Below are 18,106 nucleotides of genomic sequence, written 5' to 3'. Positions count from 1 at the left end.
AAACTGCACGCCAAAACCTCGTTAGTAAACTGCACGCCAAAACCTCGTTTGACGTGCAGTTTAAACAAGCTAGATGCTAATTGCTAAGTCTCGAACTAAAACACTTGAGCTTGAGTAGGAATTAGCAACTGTACTTCTTTCGGATTGAGAGCCGAAGCTTCTATGGTTGAAGGAATCAGGGAACTCGCCGTTCTCAGCTCAGGGTATTTAAAGCTGCTAAAAACTGCATTATCAGATACTACGATGTCAGCATTGCTGACTGGTGCGGCCATCGCGCGGTTAGTCAGACCATCATCGTCGCGGCTAGAAGCAGTTACCATAGCCGGAGCCCCAGTAGCCGGAGAACCAGTTAGCACATCCTTATCATCATTGATGATGATGCTAGAAGCACGGACGGTTGGTGTAACTGTTGGTGTCGGTGCCACCACCGTAGGCGTAGTATTAGGGCCCGGCACGTCAAAGCTAACCGGGTTTGGCCCAGTTCGGATCGGGAAATTGTTGAGAACGCCCGGAGTATCGAAGACTTCCAAAACCGAGTAGCTGGCTGGAGACAAATTATTAAACCGAGCAATACCAGCAGCATCCGTTCTCACCAGCGGTTCTGTTGCAGCATCGTAGCGGCCGTTGCCATTCAAATCCAAAGTGAAAGGCACATCGGCAAGGGGCGGTTCGTTTCCGTCTTTTATGCCGTTGCGGTTGTCATCTCGGAATTTAGGAACCAACAGGTCATAGCGGCGAGAGTTACCCACCAAAGCGCAAGTAAAGGTTTGATTTGCACCGAGAACAACATCTACTGGTTGAGTCGTTTGGAAGTAACCAGGAGGCGTTACTTCTCGAATGCTGTAAGTGCCAGGGCGCAAATTGTTGAATGCAAAGGTACCAAACTGATTGGTAGTAGTAGTGGGTTCGTTTGCTTGCAACTGACCGTCACCATTGCTATCGATAAAAATGCTGACACCAGGAATAGCTGGTTCATTGCCATCTCGATAACCGTTCAGGTTGAAGTCCTCAAACTTGCAACCGGTGATGTTGCTGCTGGGTGTGTTGGCAAAGGTAACGTTGGCGTCCTGAAGATTGAGGGTAACATCGACGCGATCTGCAGTAGAAGGGGAGAAATTTGGCGGTACAACTTCTCGGACGACATAGTTGCCTACTGACAAGTTGGTAAAGGCGGCTCTTCCCTGGTCATTTGTCCTGAGTTGCTGTTCTCCAGTGTCGGGAGTCCCATTATTGTTGGTGTCTAGGAAGACAGTGACACCGCTAATTGGCGCTTCACCCTGAGTTGGTTCGTAGCGACCGTTGGCATTCAAGTCATTGTACTTGAAGACATTGATGAGGGGTAGAGTGTTGCCCACACCGGCATTACTGCCAATACCCTGAGTAGCTCCAACGGGAGAAAAGGTAAGTGACGGCGAGGGGTTGGGGGCTGGTAAAGTTGTCACTGGCGCTGCAAAAATCGGACGCTCACCAGTGTTGGCGATCGATCTTTCACCTGGTTGTTGAACGCCGTCGCGGTTGGAGTCTATGAATTTAGGGTCGTTTGGTTTCAGCGTGTAGGTTGAGTCTGCTACTAGCAGCGGTTGCTCTCTGCTGATCGTACCCTGGAATCGCGCCTGAGGCCCTGGTGCCGAAACGAGAGCGGGGTTTCCAGTTGTTGATACTGGAGCATTGAGGTTTCCGGGGACACCGCCACCTACTTCAGCAGGCAGTACACTTGGAAAAATTTCCAACACTTTGTAATTGCCAGCTCGCAAATCCTTGAAGGTAACTACTCCGTTCGCATCTGTGATGGCTATCGGTTCGGAGGCTGCTCCATCCCAGCGACCGTTCCCGTTGACATCTAAAATAAACGGTACTCGGGCAATGGGGGGTTCCAAGACTCCATTAACAACATTTCGCGTGCCGCTGCGGTCTATGTCTCGAAATTTGTTAACTTCAATTTGATAGAGCGGAGTATCGCCAACTTGAGCGCAGGCAAAGGTTTGACCTGCTGCTACGGTCACGTCCAGTACCGGAACGTTGCCGGGGGGAGTGCTTTGGGGAAAATCTTGTGTTTCTAAGGGTTCTGCGTCCGTAGCATTAACTTCTAGTCCGGTAACAGAATTAATCTGTCGTCTGATCCGTTCTTCCCGAATCTTGTAGGTTCCGGGTGCTACGTTGAATGACCATGCACCATTTTTGTCTGTTAAAGTGTTCTGTTCCCCTGCATCGCGTAGACCGTTGCCATTGGCATCAATATAAATCCTGACATTTTTAATCCCCGGTTCATTTCCATCTCGGAAGCCATCGGCATCTATGTCTAAATATTTGCATCCAACGATCCGGCTGCCTAGAGGTGTTTCTACTGGACCGTTGCCAAAGAAAACGTTGACATTTCGGTTGCCGACAGTGACAGCGAGGGGGTTGGGGGTAGTAGCGGTTAAACCAGGAGGTAGTGCCGTTTCGGTGAGTACGTAATTGCCAGGGACAAGATTTATAAATGAGAACGCGCCGTTAGCGTCCGTCGTGGTTGATACTTCCCCAGTACCAGCATTAAATACACCGTTGGTGCTTGTTGCTGATTCGAGGAGAATCGGGATATTTCCCAGACCTGGTTCATTTGGCTGTCTGATGCCATCCCGGTTCTGGTCCAAGAACTTGATGCCTACAATTGCGGGGCCAGCATTCCCAACCACAACTGGCTGTAATTGCTTGGCTCTGAGCTCTTCGGTAGTTAAATCTAAATCTGCCATGATTTCTCTCCTTCACACCTAAATCCACGTAAATTACAGACTACTGTATGGGTTGTAACTTGCTGAGTAGTTTTTACTAATAGCTGACAACCGCTACTCGATTTTACATACGTCTGCACTTGAGGTAATGTTCCCATCTCACACAACAATGCCTCAAGCTTTGTCGCTGGCAAGTATATCAGGTTTTGAAGAACCCTGGCAATTTGAGGGCAACATCTTCAGGATTTGCACGCCTTCTCTGTCCGTACATACTTGCGGTTTTGAGCTTTAAAAAGCCTAAGACTGACTTCTTCCCCCTGATATCAAGTCCGGCGGCCTCGTTCTTGTTTGTCCTAGTTCGCTGTGCTTGACGATCGCCTCCTCTGGGATTGCCAAGCACAGAGAACAAGCACCGATCGAGCTACCGCACTTGATATGACTTGCCCTGACTGGAAATACGCCGATCGGGTTTGGGGGAATTACCTGATAGTTTCTCACTCACAGAGATGCTACTGCCTCTGAATCTTGCACCCAATATACAAGCCAGCTTCGGAGTTGCCGGAACTTAGGCTTGAGTGTTGGAGGTTGCCAACAATAGGGTATCACGCGATCGCCCTTTCACCTCTTCGTTATTTTTATCTGCGGTTTGGGATTGAGGGCGATCGAGCTTTGTCTCACCCTACATAACCGGGAAATTTGTCACACCCATCGGCACAAACGAGTGAGCGATCGCCCCATTTATTAATTCACGGGTCTTGACAAAATTACTTCTTTGTGCATTAGGCTCCAGACCGACATTCTGTTGCCCAATGTTAGGCATATTGCCTAAATTCGCAAAAGATCCCTCACTCAAAAATTTACTACTTTGATAACTATCACGACCCTCGCTCCAAAGCAAGCTATCCGCCGCCATATTACCCGCAAGTTCCAGTCGCGCATAGCTGGTGGCATTCGGCAGCAGTTCGCCCTTCAAGGATTTAGCCGCCCCACCCTCAGCATCTCCCGTCACCACATCTCCCGTCACCACATCGATTTTGCTAGCCCGAATCTCTGCCGAGACAACAACCACCGCAGGCGGAGTCGTTTGAATGAAACCCGGCGGCTGAACTTCCCTGACAACATAACTACCTACCGGAACGTTGCGGAAACTGTAATTGCCCTGAACGTCGCTTAAGGTACTCGCTTCACCCGGATCTAAACTGCTGTTGTTGTTGAGGTCGATGTAAATTGGAGTGTTGGCGATCGGCGGTTCCCCAGGATCTAGGCGGCCGTTGGCGTTAAAATCGTTAAATTTCACACCGCTGATGGTGCCAGTTACCAATACATTGCCAAAGCTGAGATTAGTGGCATTTGTGCCGTTGCCCACGGTGATCGGAGTCGGGTTTGGTGTGGTTTGTCGAAAACCGGGCTGCGGAACTTCCCTCACCACATAGCTGCCTGGAGGCAAATTGATAAAAGAGAAATTACCTTGGGGGTTTGTTAAAGTCGAAGGTTCATTCGGATCTCGGACGCCGTTGTTGTTGAAATCAAGATAAATTGGCCAGTTGGCAACTCTCGGTTCCGTCGGTTCGTTGATGCCGTTACCGTTGAGGTCGTTGAACTTGAAACCGCTGATGCTGCCGGTGGGTAAATTGTTGCCGAAATTGACGCCGACAGCGTTGGTATTGCCGATGATGTCGATCGGGCCTGGATTTGGCGTAGTCTGTACCCATCCCGGTTGCTGAACTTCCCTCACCAAATATCGGCCGGGAGAAACATTGGCAAAAGTGTAGTTGCCTTGGGGGTTTGTGATGGTGTTGGGTTCGCCCGGGTCAACGCTGCCGTTGCCGTTGAGGTCGAGGTAAATTTGCCAATTTGCCAGAGGCGGGTCTGTCGCATCTCGGACACTGTTGGCATTGAGGTCATTGTATTTGAGACCGCTGATGCTGCCGACAAAAAAGACATTCCCAAAATTGATGTTGTTGACAGTGGCATTGGAAGTAACGTTAACCGGGCCAGGGTCAGGCGTGGTTTGGCGAAAACCCGGTTGCTGGACTTCTCTGACAAAATATGTAGCTGCGGGAATATTGACAAAAGCGTAATTGCCTTGAGCGTTTGTCAAAGTAACAGGTTCGCCACCATCGAGCCTATTGTTGCGGTTGAGATCGAGGTAAATTTGCCAGTTAGCTAGCCCTTGTTCCCCGGGATCTCGGCTGCTGTTGTTGTTGATGTCGTTGAATTTTGTGCCTGCGATCGTCCCTGCGTTGAAGTTGTTGCCAAAATTGATATTGCCAGCGTTTGTGCCACTGGTAATTGTGATGGGTGCGGGATTTGGGGTAGTTTGGCGAAAGTTCGGCTGCTGGACTTCCCTAACTTGGTAAGTGCCCGGCGGCAGGTTGGCGAAGATGTAGTTGCCTTGCGGGTTTGTGAGGGTGGAAGGTTCGTTAAATTCTGGCTGGCCGTTGTTGTTGAGGTCGAGGTAGATTTGCCAGTTGGGAATGGGGACTTCTCCGGGATCAGGGCGGCCGTTGGCGTTGAAGTCGTTGTATTTGGTGCCGCTGATGCTGCCGACTTGAAAGTTCCCGATGTTGACGTTGCCGATGTCTATTTGGCTGGCGGTTCTGGATTCGGACATGGTATTGCTGGGGCCCAATGAACGCGGTTCAATGTTTTCTGTAGGGCAATCTAGCAGTTTTTTTGCCAATTGCAGCTATTTCAGGGGATAAATTATTTTTAGGAAAGGGAAGGGGAGAAAAGTTGTGAGTTTTGAGTTAACTCGTTCGCAGGCATAGCCAGGGAATCCGTTAATGCCTTATGCCCAATTCCCTCTGCCGAAATTCCCAATTTTTTCCAGATTTGATGTACGATCGCTACCAGTTTTGCAGAGGTCGAATTCCCAATGTCCCAAAACTTGACAGCAAGCTGGAATGAAGCCCGCGAGGTTCCGAGTTTGCTATTCGGCTGGAGTTTGTGCGGTTTATTGGTAATGGGATCGATCGCCCCTACTCCTGCTGTCGCACAGCTACCTACCTCCGAACAGAGTAACAGCAACAGCCCGATCGCTCAAACAGGTGCGATCGTCCGCCCCACGATCAAATTGGGCAGCCGAGGGTCGGAAGTAATCGAACTCCAAGCTGCTCTTAAATTATTGGGCTTTTACGCTGACACTGTAGACGGGATTTTCTCCCAAAGCACCGCTAGAGCTGTATCTCAGTTCCAGGAAGCAGCAGGTCTGCCTCCCGACGCAATAGTCGGTCAAGATACTTGGAACCGGCTGTTTCCCGAGGCTCCGAGCACGACCGAAAACCAGATCGCCAACGCTCCCGTAACTGCCGACAACTCAGAGATTAATGCCCAAGCGCAGCCAACTAATTTTCCGGTTTTGAGAAGACGAATGCGGGGGGCGGCAGTCAGAGATTTGCAAGAGCGGCTGCGGGCCAAGGGATTTTTGCGCGTGAGTGCTAACGGCGTGTTTGGCCCGGAAACTCAAGCTGCTGTCAAGGCCGCTCAGCGACAATATCAACTGCCAGCAGACGGGATTGTCGGCCGCGCTACTTGGGAAGCTCTGCTGCGTTGACTGTTGACTGTTGACTGTTCGGTGTTAACAGCCAAAGACTGCTTGCTACTTCAAAATTTCAATATTTTAGGGCCTAGCATAGTCGATGTAACGCCGTACTTTGGTAAAAAAAACCCGGTTTCTACCTAAGTCCTAGATTTTATTGGCCTACTGCACATTGTGCGACATACTGATTTTACAAATTGTTAATAATTGGTTTCGGGAGTATTTCTGCACGTCAAAAAGTGTCAAGTTTGGTAAACAAAGTGTTTTTATAGGCGCAGTTGGTGTTAACTTAAAAACATGAGGGGCAAAACCAAGAAGCACAAAAAACTTGGATAAAAAATTTGGAATTAGAGTATTTGTCCCGCTCGGCTCTAGTCCGCAGGCAACGCCTGAACCGTGTAGCTTATTAGCAAAGAAAGGTTGACATTGCGCTCGATATTTGTTAGATAGCTTGAGGCTATTGCATGAATCAAAAGTTGCGATCACACAACAGTCAAACACAGAAGTCTGAATAGACTCCGCTGATAGCTAGCTCGTCCGCAGAGTAGTTGCACAAAAGTCCACCTTAGTTGTAGTTTGCTGAAACTCAGCAGAGCTAAAAACCCACTTGAATCAACTTAATTTACAAACTTTTTAGGGTCTGGCATCCGATATGCTAGGCCCTAAAATTTTGAAATTTTGAAGTAGCAAGCAGTCTTTGGCTGTCAACAGTCAACAGTCAACAGTCAACAGTTGACTAATGACTAATGACGATTTCATTTAATGTCCTCAATTCGAGCATTCAAACCGTTAGCGCTGAGCATTTGTAGCAATTCGTCAGCTTTTTGGCGTTCCCGAAAAGCACCGGCTTGCATCACCGATCGCCCGCTGGAAAAAGAGCGAAAAGCACCGGGAACGAGGGATTGGATTTTTTGTCGATCGCCCGAACTGTTGGCCTCCACCACAACTCGATAGCGCAAACCCAAAGCCGACGGTAAATCGAATGACGGCGAATTCTCCGGGGAATCGGGCAAAGAATTCCCCCCTAAAGGTGCAGGTACATAGCCGCCCCTTCCGATAGGAATGTTGCGGCCCGGAACCGGCAATCTACCCTCGGAAGCAACCGAACTCGAACTATCAAAATTGGGAGGAATAATTGGTTGCTGTACCGAACTTTCCGAAACCGATCGATAATTCGGATCGGGCACGGGAATTGCGATCGCCCCTGGGACTACCGCTGAAGCAGCGGCATTCCTCGGAGAAAGCTCTTGCCGCAACTCAGCGCTTCGCGGTGCAGGTCGATTTTGCATCGGTCGCCTTGAAACGGGCGCAGGTGGCGAAATTGGAGCTCTTTCTACTCTGGGACTTAGCCGCCCGGGGGTGTAAACAGGGAGAGAAGTGTCTGGACCACCGATGCTGGGGGGTCGATCGGTCGTTAGCTGCAAAGCACTTCCCCCGATTGCTGGTGGAGGGCTAAAAGTTCCCGCCACGTCAACCGAGCCCGTCGTCCGATTGCTCAACAATTGATTGCCGTAAGCTGGAATTACTTGACCTTTTGCCGCATTGTTCACATCGTACTGGCCGTTGTTGCGAATGACATTGCCCCCCGGTTCGGCGGCAGTGCCCAAATCCGGCAGAGCTCTCGATATCGCCACAATTCCGTCCCGCCGATTACTCTCGATATAATTGTTACGCAGCACCGGTCTAGCATCAGCTTGCACCACCACGCCATCCTTATTGCGAGTAATTTTGTTGCCGATCAGCAGAGGCGAAGCGTTCTGCGCTACATTCACCCCAAATCCCGTGTTTTCAAACACATTATCTCGAACTTCCGGCTGGGAACTCCCAAAAATCGTAATGCCGTTAGCTCCATTTTTTGAGAAAACATTCCCGCCAATCGTCGGCCTGGAAGTACCCACTACCGAAATTCCGTCGTGAGTGCTCCCAGAAAAAGTATTGTTGACAACCGTCGGAGAACTCGATTCGATCCACAAAGCGTAACCGCGATAGTTGGTATTCGTTACCGTCACCCCGCTGAGTCCCGCCCCATCTGCGCCTAAAATGGCAATATTTTGACCCGCCGAAGTCGGACTGATAAAGTATCCTCCGCCTTTGATGACAATATTCTGACCGCGAGTGTTCGGATTTCCCTGAACTGTCACGCTGGGCCTGAGCATTAATGGAAATTTTTCGCCAGTTTGCTCGCTGTAAGTACCGGGCGCTAGCAAAATCGCTGTCTTGGGCGGGGCGACGCTTAAGGCGTAGGTAAGGGTTTTAAACGGAGCTTGATCGCTGCCGTTGCCCCCCGTGTCGCTGCCGCCGATCGAGCTGACGTACAGTATGTTAATGTCGCTCTGCGGCGTCTGAGAAAGTAGCTGCACTCCCGGTATCCCGGCAGCGATAACTGACGGTTGATGGTTGCAAAGGGCGGTGCTGGCAAAAACGAGCAAAAGGCAAGAACTCAAACAAGATTTTTGCGATCGCTTTTCTTTGCACTCGCTATGTTGAGAGTTTAGGAGCATAAATAAACCCCACTGATTTGCGATCCGATTTCCGCTTCCCGAGTTCGGTGTCGGGTTTTTGCGATCGAACTTTGATTTCACCCGCCTGCTGGGGTTTTCTTCTGTTAATCTTTTGTGTTGTTCTGCTAACCTCACGGCACTCCTCCGAAGTGTGGTATGCAGTTTAACGATTCCACTCTCATCAAGTTTGATCTATTATGCTTTGTTTTCATCAAATTCAATAAAACTTAAAAAATTATTGTCGAATTTACATTGGTTTATGCCAAAATTAAGCCGCCTGCTTTGCCACAATCTTGACGGCGTGGGACAATGTAGCGGGTTGATTGGTAGGATTAATTATAATTAGGGTGGTTCTGAATGACCGACAAACAAAACAGAACTTTACCGGCACAGCCAGCCCTCTGCCGGATTTTAGATGCAAATTTAGATCGATCGCGCGAAGGGTTGAGAATTATTGAAGAATGGTGCAGGTTTGGTCTCAACAACGCGGATTTAGCAGGCGAGTGCAAGCAACTGCGTCAAGAATTGGCTGCTTGGCACGTCGCAGAACTTCGCAGTGCTAGGGATACGCCGGCCGATCCGGGTACGGAGTTGACTCACCCGCAGGAAGAGCAGCGTTCGAGCATTCAGCAGCTACTGGAGGCGAATTTCTGTCGGGTGGAAGAAGCTCTGCGGGTACTCGAAGAGTATGGCAAAATTTACGATCGGAATATGGGGGCGGCTTTTAAGCAGATGCGCTATCGGGTTTATACTCTCGAAAGCAATTTGCTGGCTTACCGGCGCTACCAACAGTTACTTCGATCGCAGTTATACCTTGTAACTTCGCCCAGAGACAACTTGTTGGGAGTCGTGGAAGCTGCTTTGCAAGGCGGGCTGACTTTGGTGCAGTACCGCGACAAAAGCTCAGACGACGGCGCAAAGTTGGCTAATGCGCGCCAGCTTTGCGAACTTTGTCACCGCTACGATGCTTTGCTGATTGTGAACGATCGCGTGGATTTTGCCATCGCAGCAGATGCCGACGGCGTACACTTAGGACAGGGAGATTTGCCTGTGGCGGAAGCGCGCAAGTTGCTCGGCCCGGGACGGATCATCGGTCGTTCTACTACCAATGGCGAGGAAATGCAGCGAGCTATTGAAGAGGGAGCCGATTATATTGGAGTTGGGCCGGTTTACCACACTCCTACTAAACCTGATAAACAGGCGGCGGGTTTGGATTATGTGCGGTATGCTGCTGATAAGTCGCCGATTCCGTGGTTTGCGATCGGCGGAATTGATATCAACAACCTCGATGAAATATTGAATGCCGGAGCTCAAAGAGTTGCCATAGTACGCGCGATTATGGAAGCAGAACAGCCTACTTTAGTCACGCAGTTTTTCATCTCGCAGTTGATTCGGATGGAGAATCTGAAAGCTCAAAAAGCTTTGCACGGCAAAAGCTAGGTTTATTTGCGATTCGTAGGGCGGGTTTAGCACAGGAAATCTGTGCATAAAATATAATTTTGTTACCAAACCCGCCCTGAAAACTGATATTTTACTTATGATAAATCAAATTGCGCTGCAAGTTAACGGAGAAACCCGCAATTGTGCGATCGACACACCGTTACCAGAATTACTAAAACAATTGGGATTAAACCCGCGCTTGGTGGCTGTGGAGTACAACGGCGAAATTCTGCACAAACAATTTTGGGAAACTACACAGATGCAAGAGGGCGACATCTTAGAAGTTGTCACAATTGTCGGGGGAGGCTAGCCAATTTTTAGGAGTAAAAACGAGAGTTTTTCCTGCTTCTCTGGTTATTGGTAAGCACCCACAGTCCTTTCTCCGGGAAAACAAATTGCAAAAAGCTCTGCCTCCTGTAACTTTCTAATAACATAGAAAATCAGGAGGCAGAGCCTTGCTTATATGCGTTCCCAGGCATAGCCTAGGAACCATAAAACTAAACTGCGACAGCTTCAGCCACGGGTTCAGCCACAGGTGCTGCAACCACAGGATAAATGCTGACTTTCTTGCGAGTTTTGCCTTTTCTTTCAAAAGTCACCACACCGTCAATCATGGCAAACAGAGTATCATCTCTGCCGATACCAACATTGTTACCGGGGTGAACTTTAGTGCCGCGCTGACGGATCAAAATGTTGCCAGCTCTGACAACTTGACCGCCGTACTTTTTGACACCCAGACGCTGAGAATTAGAGTCGCGTCCGTTACGTGTACTGCCTGTACCTTTCTTGTGGGCCATAATATCCTCAACTGTATTTACTATTTTTTATTCTGAATCAGTTTCGGCGGTTTGGGGGGTTTCAACAACTGCTGCAGTTAAGTCTCTGGCGGCTAAGACTGTACCGTTGACGCTGATGGAGTCAATCATAAAGCGAGTTGTTTCTTGACGGTGCCCTTTTTTCTTCCGAGTTTTCTTTTTCGGCTTCATCTTGTAGACGAGGACTTTGCGGCCCCGGAAATGCCGTAGAACCGTTCCTTCTACAGTGGCATTTTCTAGTAGAGGCTGGCCGATATGAACCTCGCCTTCGTGCTGGATCAGAAATACTTTGTCTATGGTGACTTTGGATTCAGCTTCAACGTGAAGCAGTTCGATGTCGTAGAAGCGGCCTGGTTCTACCCGAAATTGTTTGCCGCCGGTTTCAATGATTGCGTAAGTCATGGGATGGTGGTTGAAATTGCCGTACAGGTAGCTGATGAGTCATTGGTCATTGGTCGTTGTGGACTTTTGACTGCTGACTGCTCTCCAGCTTTTGGAATGTCTTAACCTGATCCGAGCCGGATTTAGACAGACAATCTACTATTGTTGCGGATTGTTGGAGTTTTGTCAAGGTAAAAGAGAGTTAATCTTTTCTAATTGTTAGTTTGAGAACAGATTGGTGGCAACGAACTACGGAATGCTTACAGAGTTAAATGTAGATTTTCTCAGATTCTCTCTTCTGAAACAGGGCAGGTAAAAATGGCAAATCGCATCTGGAAATTCTTAAATACTGATATCAAAGAACTGTGTTCCGCCGAAGCAGCAGAGGGAATCGGAGAAGCTGGGAAAACAGCCGCAGAATTGGCAAAAATGTTCAAAGAACAAGGGCTGGACAATAGCAACTTGCTGCTAGAGGTTTTGAACTCTCCCTTAGCTCAAGTTGTGGGAACTGGATTGCCATTTGTCGGGATTGCGGCGAAAATGCTGGCGTTTTTTATTGAAAAAACTCAACAGCAGCCGACTTTAGCTGAGTGCATTTTCCTGGTCAGTCAGGCGGCTTATCTGGAAAGTTTTAAGGATTTTCTTGAACAAGACGCAAATTTGTTAAATCGCATCGGGCAAACTCCGGTTTCCGATGGAGTTAAGCAGTTGCTTAAAAAACTGGCAGATTTAGAATTTAGCGATAAAGCAGCCAAAGACACTGTTATTTGCTTCCGCGATTCGATGTTAGCCACGGAATTTAACCTAGTGCTATCAGAACGGCTGCAACAAGCCGGACTCAATGCCGATGAAGCTCAAATTTTGACAAAGAGAGTTGCTGCTAATACTCACCGCTATTTAATCGAAGCTTGGGCAGTTTCCGGTGATGCCATGAAACATCTTGGACAGCCTTCTATCAGCGAATGGCGGGAGGAACAGGAGAAATATCACAGCATTGACACCTACCTGCAAGAACAGATTGCCTCTCTACCACTAGAACCTGTATTTGCAGAAAATTTCTCATTCAAAGATATCTACGTGCCTCTGAAGGCAAAGCCAATTGATAAAAAGGGCAATCGTGTTAAAAATACAGAACATTTCGATTTAGCAACTTGGGCAAAAAAATTGCTTGAGGATGGCAAAAAAGAAAATAAAGTAATGTTTGTCGAAGCTGGACCCGGACGCGGCAAGAGCGTTTTTTGTCGGATGTTTGCTGACTGGGTGCGGCAACATTTGCATCCAGTTTGGACTCCCGTGTTAATTCGACTGCGAGATATTCCCATATTGCAAAAGAGTTTTCGAGAAACACTCAAAGAAGCAGTTAATGCTGGTTTTGCTAGCGATGACGGCTGGTTGACAGATAGAAACACGCGATATTTGTTTTTCTTGGATGGCTTTGACGAGTTGCTGATGGAGGGGAGAAGCAGCGGGGGTTTAGAGCAATTTCTTAAGCAAGTAGGACAATTTCAGCGAGACTGCGATCAGAATTCAGAAATGGGACACCGGGTTTTGATTACTGGCAGAACTTTAGCTTTGCAAGGGATTGAAAGGCAAATGCCAGATAACTTGGAGCGAGTCGAAATTCAGATAATGGATGACGGACTACAGGAACAGTGGTTGAGCAAGTGGGAAGCCCAACAAGGGGCAGAAAAAACCTCAGCTTTTCAGAATTTTTTGCAAGATAAATGCTGTCCAGAGAATGTAAAATCAGAACTCTCGCGAGAGCCGCTCTTGCTTTATCTGTTAGCGGCAATGCACCGGGACAAAATCTTGAAAGTTGAGGATTTTCAAGGAACTAACAGCACTCAAGCAAAAATTTTGATTTACAACCAAGCTGTGAATTGGGTACTCACTGAACAGCGGTCTAAATTGCTCAATCGCAATTTGACCGAACTGGAGACAGAAGATTTGCGGCGCATCCTTACAGAAGCAGGATTGTGCGTGGTGCAGTCGGGAGGGGAATGCGCTCCTGTAGCGATGATTGAGAAACGATTGAGAGAAGACAACTCGGTTAAAGCCTTACTTGAAAAAGCCCAAATACCGATTGGCGACAATCCTCTGAGAAATGCTTTGGCGGTTTTTTATCTTCAGCAAGGCAGTAAAGAAGGTTCTGTGGAGTTTGTACACAAGAGTTTTGGTGAATTTCTGTGTGCGGAACGATTGAAAGAAAGTCTGGAAGACTGGACGGAACCGGGAAAGAAAGGTAGAGGATTTAATACTCAAGACTCTCAGATGGACTGGGAGATTTATGATTTGTTGGGTTATGGGCCGCTGACAGAAGAAATTGTGGAATATTTGATGGGGTTGTTAACAAGTCCGGCTGATCTAGGCGAGGAAAATCAGTTTCGCTTTGTGGAGTTATTCCAGCGTTTGGAAAATTTTTATCTGCGGTGGTGCGAGGGGGAATTTATCGATATGCTGCCGGAAAGTTTGCCTCAGAAGAAGATGCGCCTACTGCGAGATCAATTGAAAACCCAAGATTTGGGACAGCGACAAATAGATATTTATGTTGGTTTGAATGTGATGATTTTGCTGTTGGAGTTGCACCGTTACGGTCAGGAGACACCTGAATTCAAAGACAAAATGGTGTTTTATCCTTGCGGGAAAGCTAATGCTGAAGGTGAACTTGACGATGCAAGTCGGTTGTTGCGTCTCATCGGTTATAGCTGTTGTGTTGGGAATTCTGGCTTTGTCGAAACAGTTGGGAGATTCCTCATCGGTACACACCTGAGCGACGCAAACCTCTGGGGCGCAAACCTCAGTGGCGCAAACCTCAGTGGCGCAGACCTCACCGACGCAAGCCTCGGCGACGCAAACCTTACCGACGTAAACCTCAGAGGCGCAAACCTCAGCGACGCATACCTCTGCGACGTATGCCTCATCAACGCAAACCTCAGTGGCGCAGACCTCAGTGGCGCAAACCTCAGCGGTAGCGGTACATACCTCCTCGGCGCAGACCTTACCAACGCAAACCTCCTCGGCGCAGACCTCAGCGACGCAGACATTACCGACGCAAACCTCCTCGGCGCAGACCTCAGCGACGCAAACCTTACCGACGTGAACCTCAGCGGCGCAAACCTCAGCGGCGCAAACCTCAGCGGCGCAAACCTCAGCGGCGCAAACCTTAGCGACGCAAACCTCAGAGAGCGCATATTTGGCGATGTCAAATGGGATGAAAATACAAAGTGGGAGAATGTTCGAGGTTTGAAGGAAGCCGTTAATGTTCCAGAAGCGTTAAGGCGACAGCTAGGAATAGGGTAGAAAAATTTTTCCAGGCTTGGCGTATCATTTGTATGAACAGGCTTTGCGGCCTGTTCCACAAAGAGTGAATTTTCTTGTGGGGTGGGGCCGAGAATCCGCGCCCCAAAGGCCGGATCGACATACGAAGGTCGATCGACCTTATTTTATCCAAAAGGTCGATCGAACGGGATTCAAGCCGTCACAGAACATCTGCGCGATCGTAACAATTCCAAAGCTTGCTGTTTCACCCTACCCTCCATCACCTCTTTTTGCAAATTAATAAAAGCCTCAAAATCTTCTAAACCGTACTTAGTCATCTGCAACTGCTGTCGCAACTGTTCTTCGGCCTCAACCGTTAAGTAACCTGTTGCCAAAGCTTTGCGGACAATTTTACTGATTAAAGTCATAGTAGCTTCACCCTGAATACACCTACGTTAAAACACTGAAGTTTTGTCATCCGACTAACTCAGCTTTTAGTTTGTTTCATAATTATCCTTAAAATAGGTTAAATCTACCTTAAGGTCTATGTAAATAAAGTTATTTTTGATACCTCCATAAAACTTTAGCGATTTTAAATGTACAGTGCAATTAAATTGAGCTATTTAGTTTTCGTCAGACCCTATTATTCTTCAAGTACGTTAAATCTACCTTAAGGCATAATTTAAACACAGGGATTTGTGACATTGGAAATTGTATAGATTTTAAATGTAGAGTGCGCTTAAATTGGTATATTTAGTTTCTGTCTAACAACAGGCGCCATTCTCTGACAGCAAAAGGAGGAACCAGCACTTGTGTCTCATTTTGATTTTTCACGGGCAAACTCAACAGCAAAGGTCGATTACTTTCCAATTGTGTAATTATTGATTTGAAATCGTATTCTCCGACATTAATTGGCAAACCCGACTCGTTCCAAATATCATTAGCCTTGCCAATTTCGCGCTTGCCAGCCGCAACTTTCAGCGGGACAGGGTGCTGCAATTCTGTTCCCGGAAATCCTACTAATCTCAGATTTAAAGACTTTACTACTCCAGACTTTACTCGCTTGTACAAAACAATTTGCCAGGCTTTTTCGTCTGTATCACGCAGGCTTTGTACTGAGCGAAACATTGCTGTTTCGGCAGTTTCGGGATACTTGTGAATCGAGGCGAAAGCGGGCGGGCTAACCGCTAAGATTAGATACAAGCACAAGCTAAGAATAGTTAAAGTTTTACGCCGACAATAATGTTTTTTCAACTTCCAATACCTCCAATAATTTACAGTTTTTAGCCAAAAATATAAAAAAAAAGGTTTGTATTGAGATTATAAAAGAATGAACAATAGAAGACAAGAAGCAGGCAGGTTTTGTATAAAGATTATTCATCAATGACCAAGTTACGCGCTAAACCTGCCCTTACATTATACCTCGGCTTGGTTTCCTGAAGTTAGGCGCTAAAACTGGTCTTACAATATAGATAGTCTGGTTTATTTCCAATCGGTTTCGGCTTGGGATAGCACGTAAGCTGAAACATCGATAATTTGTTGTTCAGACAAACGATCTTTGTAAGCGGGCATAATACCTTTGCCGTTGGTTACTAAGTTAGAAATGTTGGCGATGGAATCCATGCCGTATTTTTTTAATGCTTTTTGTTTCAAGTTTTTGCCGCGCCTGATAATGTTGCCGCCGTTGATGTGACAGCCTGCACAGTTGGCGCTGAAGACTTCTGCTGCGGTGGGATTTGTCGCTGTATCTGCGAGGGCGATTTGGGAATTAGTGGCGATTTCTACAAAGGCCAGTGTCAGTATCAATAGAAAGGCGGTGAGAATTTTTTTTAAGTTCTTTAGCGAAATCATCTATTTACAATTTGAAAAATATTGCTGGATTTAATGATATCACTAAATACGCATTTTCTGGTTAACTCAGCGATTTATTCTTCCCAATCGAATGTGCGGGAAACTGCTTTTTTCCAAAAGCGATATTTTTGCTCGCGAAGTGCGATCGGCATTTTCGGTTCCCAAGTAAAATCCACCGCCCAATTGTCGCGCAATTCGGCTAGCTGGCTCCAAAAACCCACCGCCAAACCGGCCGCATAAGCCGCACCGAGTGCAGTAGTTTCTGCTACCACAGGCCGCACCACAGGCACTCCCAAAACATCGCTCTGAAACTGCATCAGCGTGTGGTTTCCCACCATACCTCCGTCTACTTTTAAAGACAAAAGCTGCACTGCTGAATCCTGATTCATAGCGTCCAAAATTTCCCGCGTTTGCCACGCTGTCGCTTCCAATACTGCGCGGGCAATGTGTGCCTTAGTCACGTAGCGAGTTAAACCTGCAATTACTCCCCGCGCGCTGTCTTTCCAATAGGGTGCGTAGAGTCCAGAAAATGCCGGAACAACGTAAACTCCGCCGCTATCTTCAACTGTATTTGCTAATGTTTCTACTTCCGCAGATGTGTTGATGATACCCAAATTATCCCGCAGCCACTGCACTAGAGCTCCGGCGATCGCAATACTGCCTTCCAAAGCATACACAGCGGGCGATTCCCCCATCTTGTAGGCGACTGTTGTTAGTAATCCTTGCTTTGAAGGGACGATCGCCTCACCAGTATTCAGCAGCATAAAACAGCCCGTACCGTAAGTATTTTTTGCCTCCCCCGGACTGAAACAAGTTTGCCCGACGAGAGCGGCCTGCTGATCGCCCAAAGCAGCAGCAATTGGAACACCTGCAAGCACTCCTTTTGCAGTTCCAAAAACTTGACTCGAAGGGCGAATTTCTGGCAGCATCTGGCGGGGAATTGCCATTATTTCCAAAGTTTCGGCATCCCAATCGAGGGTTTGCAAATCCATCAGCATGGTGCGGCTGGCGTTGGTAACATCGGTAATGTGCGCGCCGCCAGTCAGGTGCCAAATCAGAAAAGTATCGACATTGCCAAAAATCGCATCCCCTTGATTTGCAGCTTCCCGCAATCCTGCAATATTGTCCAGCATCCACTTAATTTTCGGCCCGCTGAAATAAGTAGCCAGCGGCAAACCGCATCGTTTTTGAAATCGATCTTTGCCCTCAACTTCAGCTAATTGATCGCAAATAAAGCGAGTGCGGGTATCTTGCCAAACAATCGCATTTCCGTAAGGTTTGCCAGTTTTTCTGTCCCAAACAATTGTAGTTTCGCGCTGGTTGGTAATACCGAGGGCAGCAATATCTTTTGGGTCGATATTGCCGATTTCGAGGGCATTTTTAATCACGCTTTGGGTGCGCTGCCAAATTTCCTCGGGATTGTGTTCAACCCATCCTGGTTGCGGGTAGATTTGCTGGTGTTCTTGTTGGTTGCTGCAAATTATCTGTCCCAGGCGATCGAATATGATAAATCTGGTGCTGGTGGTTCCTTGGTCGATCGCTGCTACGTATTTTTTGTCCAACTGTCTAAAACCTTTTTATAATGAGCTATTTAACGTATATGATACT

The 18,106-nt window shown here is 47.7% G+C and carries 14 protein-coding genes; 4 read left to right on the top strand and 10 right to left on the bottom strand.

Annotation, left to right across the window (positions count from 1 at the left end):
• Positions 1-95: 95 nt before the first annotated feature.
• From QT996_RS02265 to QT996_RS02255, 3 genes are all read right to left on the bottom strand, one after another.
• Positions 96-2,732, bottom strand: coding sequence for an SdrD B-like domain-containing protein (locus QT996_RS02265; RefSeq protein ID WP_333044248.1), 2,637 nt, complete (start codon positions 2,730-2,732; stop codon positions 96-98).
• Between the two features lie 276 nt (positions 2,733-3,008).
• Positions 3,009-3,209, bottom strand: a complete 201-nt coding sequence (locus QT996_RS02260) for a hypothetical protein (protein WP_333044247.1) — start codon at positions 3,207-3,209, stop codon at positions 3,009-3,011.
• Positions 3,210-3,390: 181 nt separating this feature from the next.
• A complete protein-coding gene (locus QT996_RS02255; RefSeq protein WP_333044246.1) occupies positions 3,391-5,325 on the bottom strand; it encodes an SdrD B-like domain-containing protein in 1,935 nt (644 codons plus the stop codon).
• 264 nt (positions 5,326-5,589) lie between these two features.
• Here QT996_RS02255 and QT996_RS02250 point away from each other — a divergent pair, with 264 nt between their 5' ends.
• Positions 5,590-6,267 carry a peptidoglycan-binding protein gene (locus QT996_RS02250; protein WP_333044245.1) on the top strand — a complete coding sequence of 226 codons (678 nt, stop codon included), beginning with the start codon at positions 5,590-5,592 and terminating at the stop codon, positions 6,265-6,267.
• A gap of 740 nt (positions 6,268-7,007) precedes the next feature.
• On the opposite strand, the gene QT996_RS02245 is transcribed toward QT996_RS02250, so the two are convergent.
• On the bottom strand, positions 7,008-8,888 hold the full coding sequence (locus QT996_RS02245; RefSeq protein ID WP_333044244.1) for a DUF1565 domain-containing protein: 1,881 nt from the start codon (positions 8,886-8,888) through the stop codon (positions 7,008-7,010).
• Between the two features lie 222 nt (positions 8,889-9,110).
• On the opposite strand from QT996_RS02245, the gene QT996_RS02240 reads away from it, so the two are divergent.
• A complete protein-coding gene (locus QT996_RS02240; RefSeq protein ID WP_333044243.1) occupies positions 9,111-10,193 on the top strand; it encodes a thiamine phosphate synthase in 1,083 nt (360 codons plus the stop codon).
• Between the two features lie 97 nt (positions 10,194-10,290).
• Positions 10,291-10,503, top strand: coding sequence for a sulfur carrier protein ThiS (gene thiS / locus QT996_RS02235; RefSeq protein WP_190738130.1), 213 nt, complete (start codon positions 10,291-10,293; stop codon positions 10,501-10,503).
• Positions 10,504-10,690: 187 nt separating this feature from the next.
• Here the strand turns inward: thiS and rpmA are convergent, their stop codons facing one another.
• Entirely contained in the window at positions 10,691-10,990 is a 300-nt protein-coding gene (rpmA, locus tag QT996_RS02230) for a 50S ribosomal protein L27 (protein ID WP_333044242.1), read from the bottom strand.
• A gap of 27 nt (positions 10,991-11,017) precedes the next feature.
• Complete coding sequence (rplU, locus tag QT996_RS02225; RefSeq protein ID WP_172190164.1) at positions 11,018-11,410, bottom strand: 50S ribosomal protein L21; 393 nt, start codon at positions 11,408-11,410, stop codon at positions 11,018-11,020.
• Between the two features lie 297 nt (positions 11,411-11,707).
• Between rplU and QT996_RS02220 the strand changes: the two genes are divergently transcribed.
• The gene (locus tag QT996_RS02220) at positions 11,708-14,689 is read left to right on the top strand and encodes a pentapeptide repeat-containing protein (protein WP_333044241.1); all 2,982 of its coding nucleotides are present in this window, start codon (positions 11,708-11,710) and stop codon (positions 14,687-14,689) included.
• A 170-nt stretch (positions 14,690-14,859) separates the two neighbouring features.
• Here QT996_RS02220 and QT996_RS02215 read toward each other — a convergent pair whose 3' ends face one another.
• From QT996_RS02215 to glpK, 4 genes are all read right to left on the bottom strand, one after another.
• On the bottom strand, positions 14,860-15,075 hold the full coding sequence (locus QT996_RS02215) for a hypothetical protein (protein ID WP_333044240.1): 216 nt from the start codon (positions 15,073-15,075) through the stop codon (positions 14,860-14,862).
• Between the two features lie 325 nt (positions 15,076-15,400).
• Positions 15,401-15,850 carry a DUF3122 domain-containing protein gene (locus QT996_RS02210; RefSeq protein WP_333044260.1) on the bottom strand — a complete coding sequence of 150 codons (450 nt, stop codon included), beginning with the start codon at positions 15,848-15,850 and terminating at the stop codon, positions 15,401-15,403.
• A 279-nt stretch (positions 15,851-16,129) separates the two neighbouring features.
• On the bottom strand, positions 16,130-16,498 hold the full coding sequence (locus QT996_RS02205; RefSeq protein WP_333044239.1) for a c-type cytochrome: 369 nt from the start codon (positions 16,496-16,498) through the stop codon (positions 16,130-16,132).
• A 74-nt stretch (positions 16,499-16,572) separates the two neighbouring features.
• Positions 16,573-18,060 (bottom strand): glycerol kinase GlpK, encoded by a 1,488-nt coding sequence (gene glpK / locus QT996_RS02200; RefSeq protein WP_333044238.1) that lies wholly within the window; start codon positions 18,058-18,060, stop codon positions 16,573-16,575.
• Positions 18,061-18,106 lie beyond the last annotated feature (46 nt).

Source organism: Microcoleus sp. S13C4 (assembly GCF_036700865.1).
Classification (GTDB): domain Bacteria; phylum Cyanobacteriota; class Cyanobacteriia; order Cyanobacteriales; family Microcoleaceae; genus Microcoleus.
This window is presented reverse-complemented; position numbering and strand designations above follow the sequence as displayed.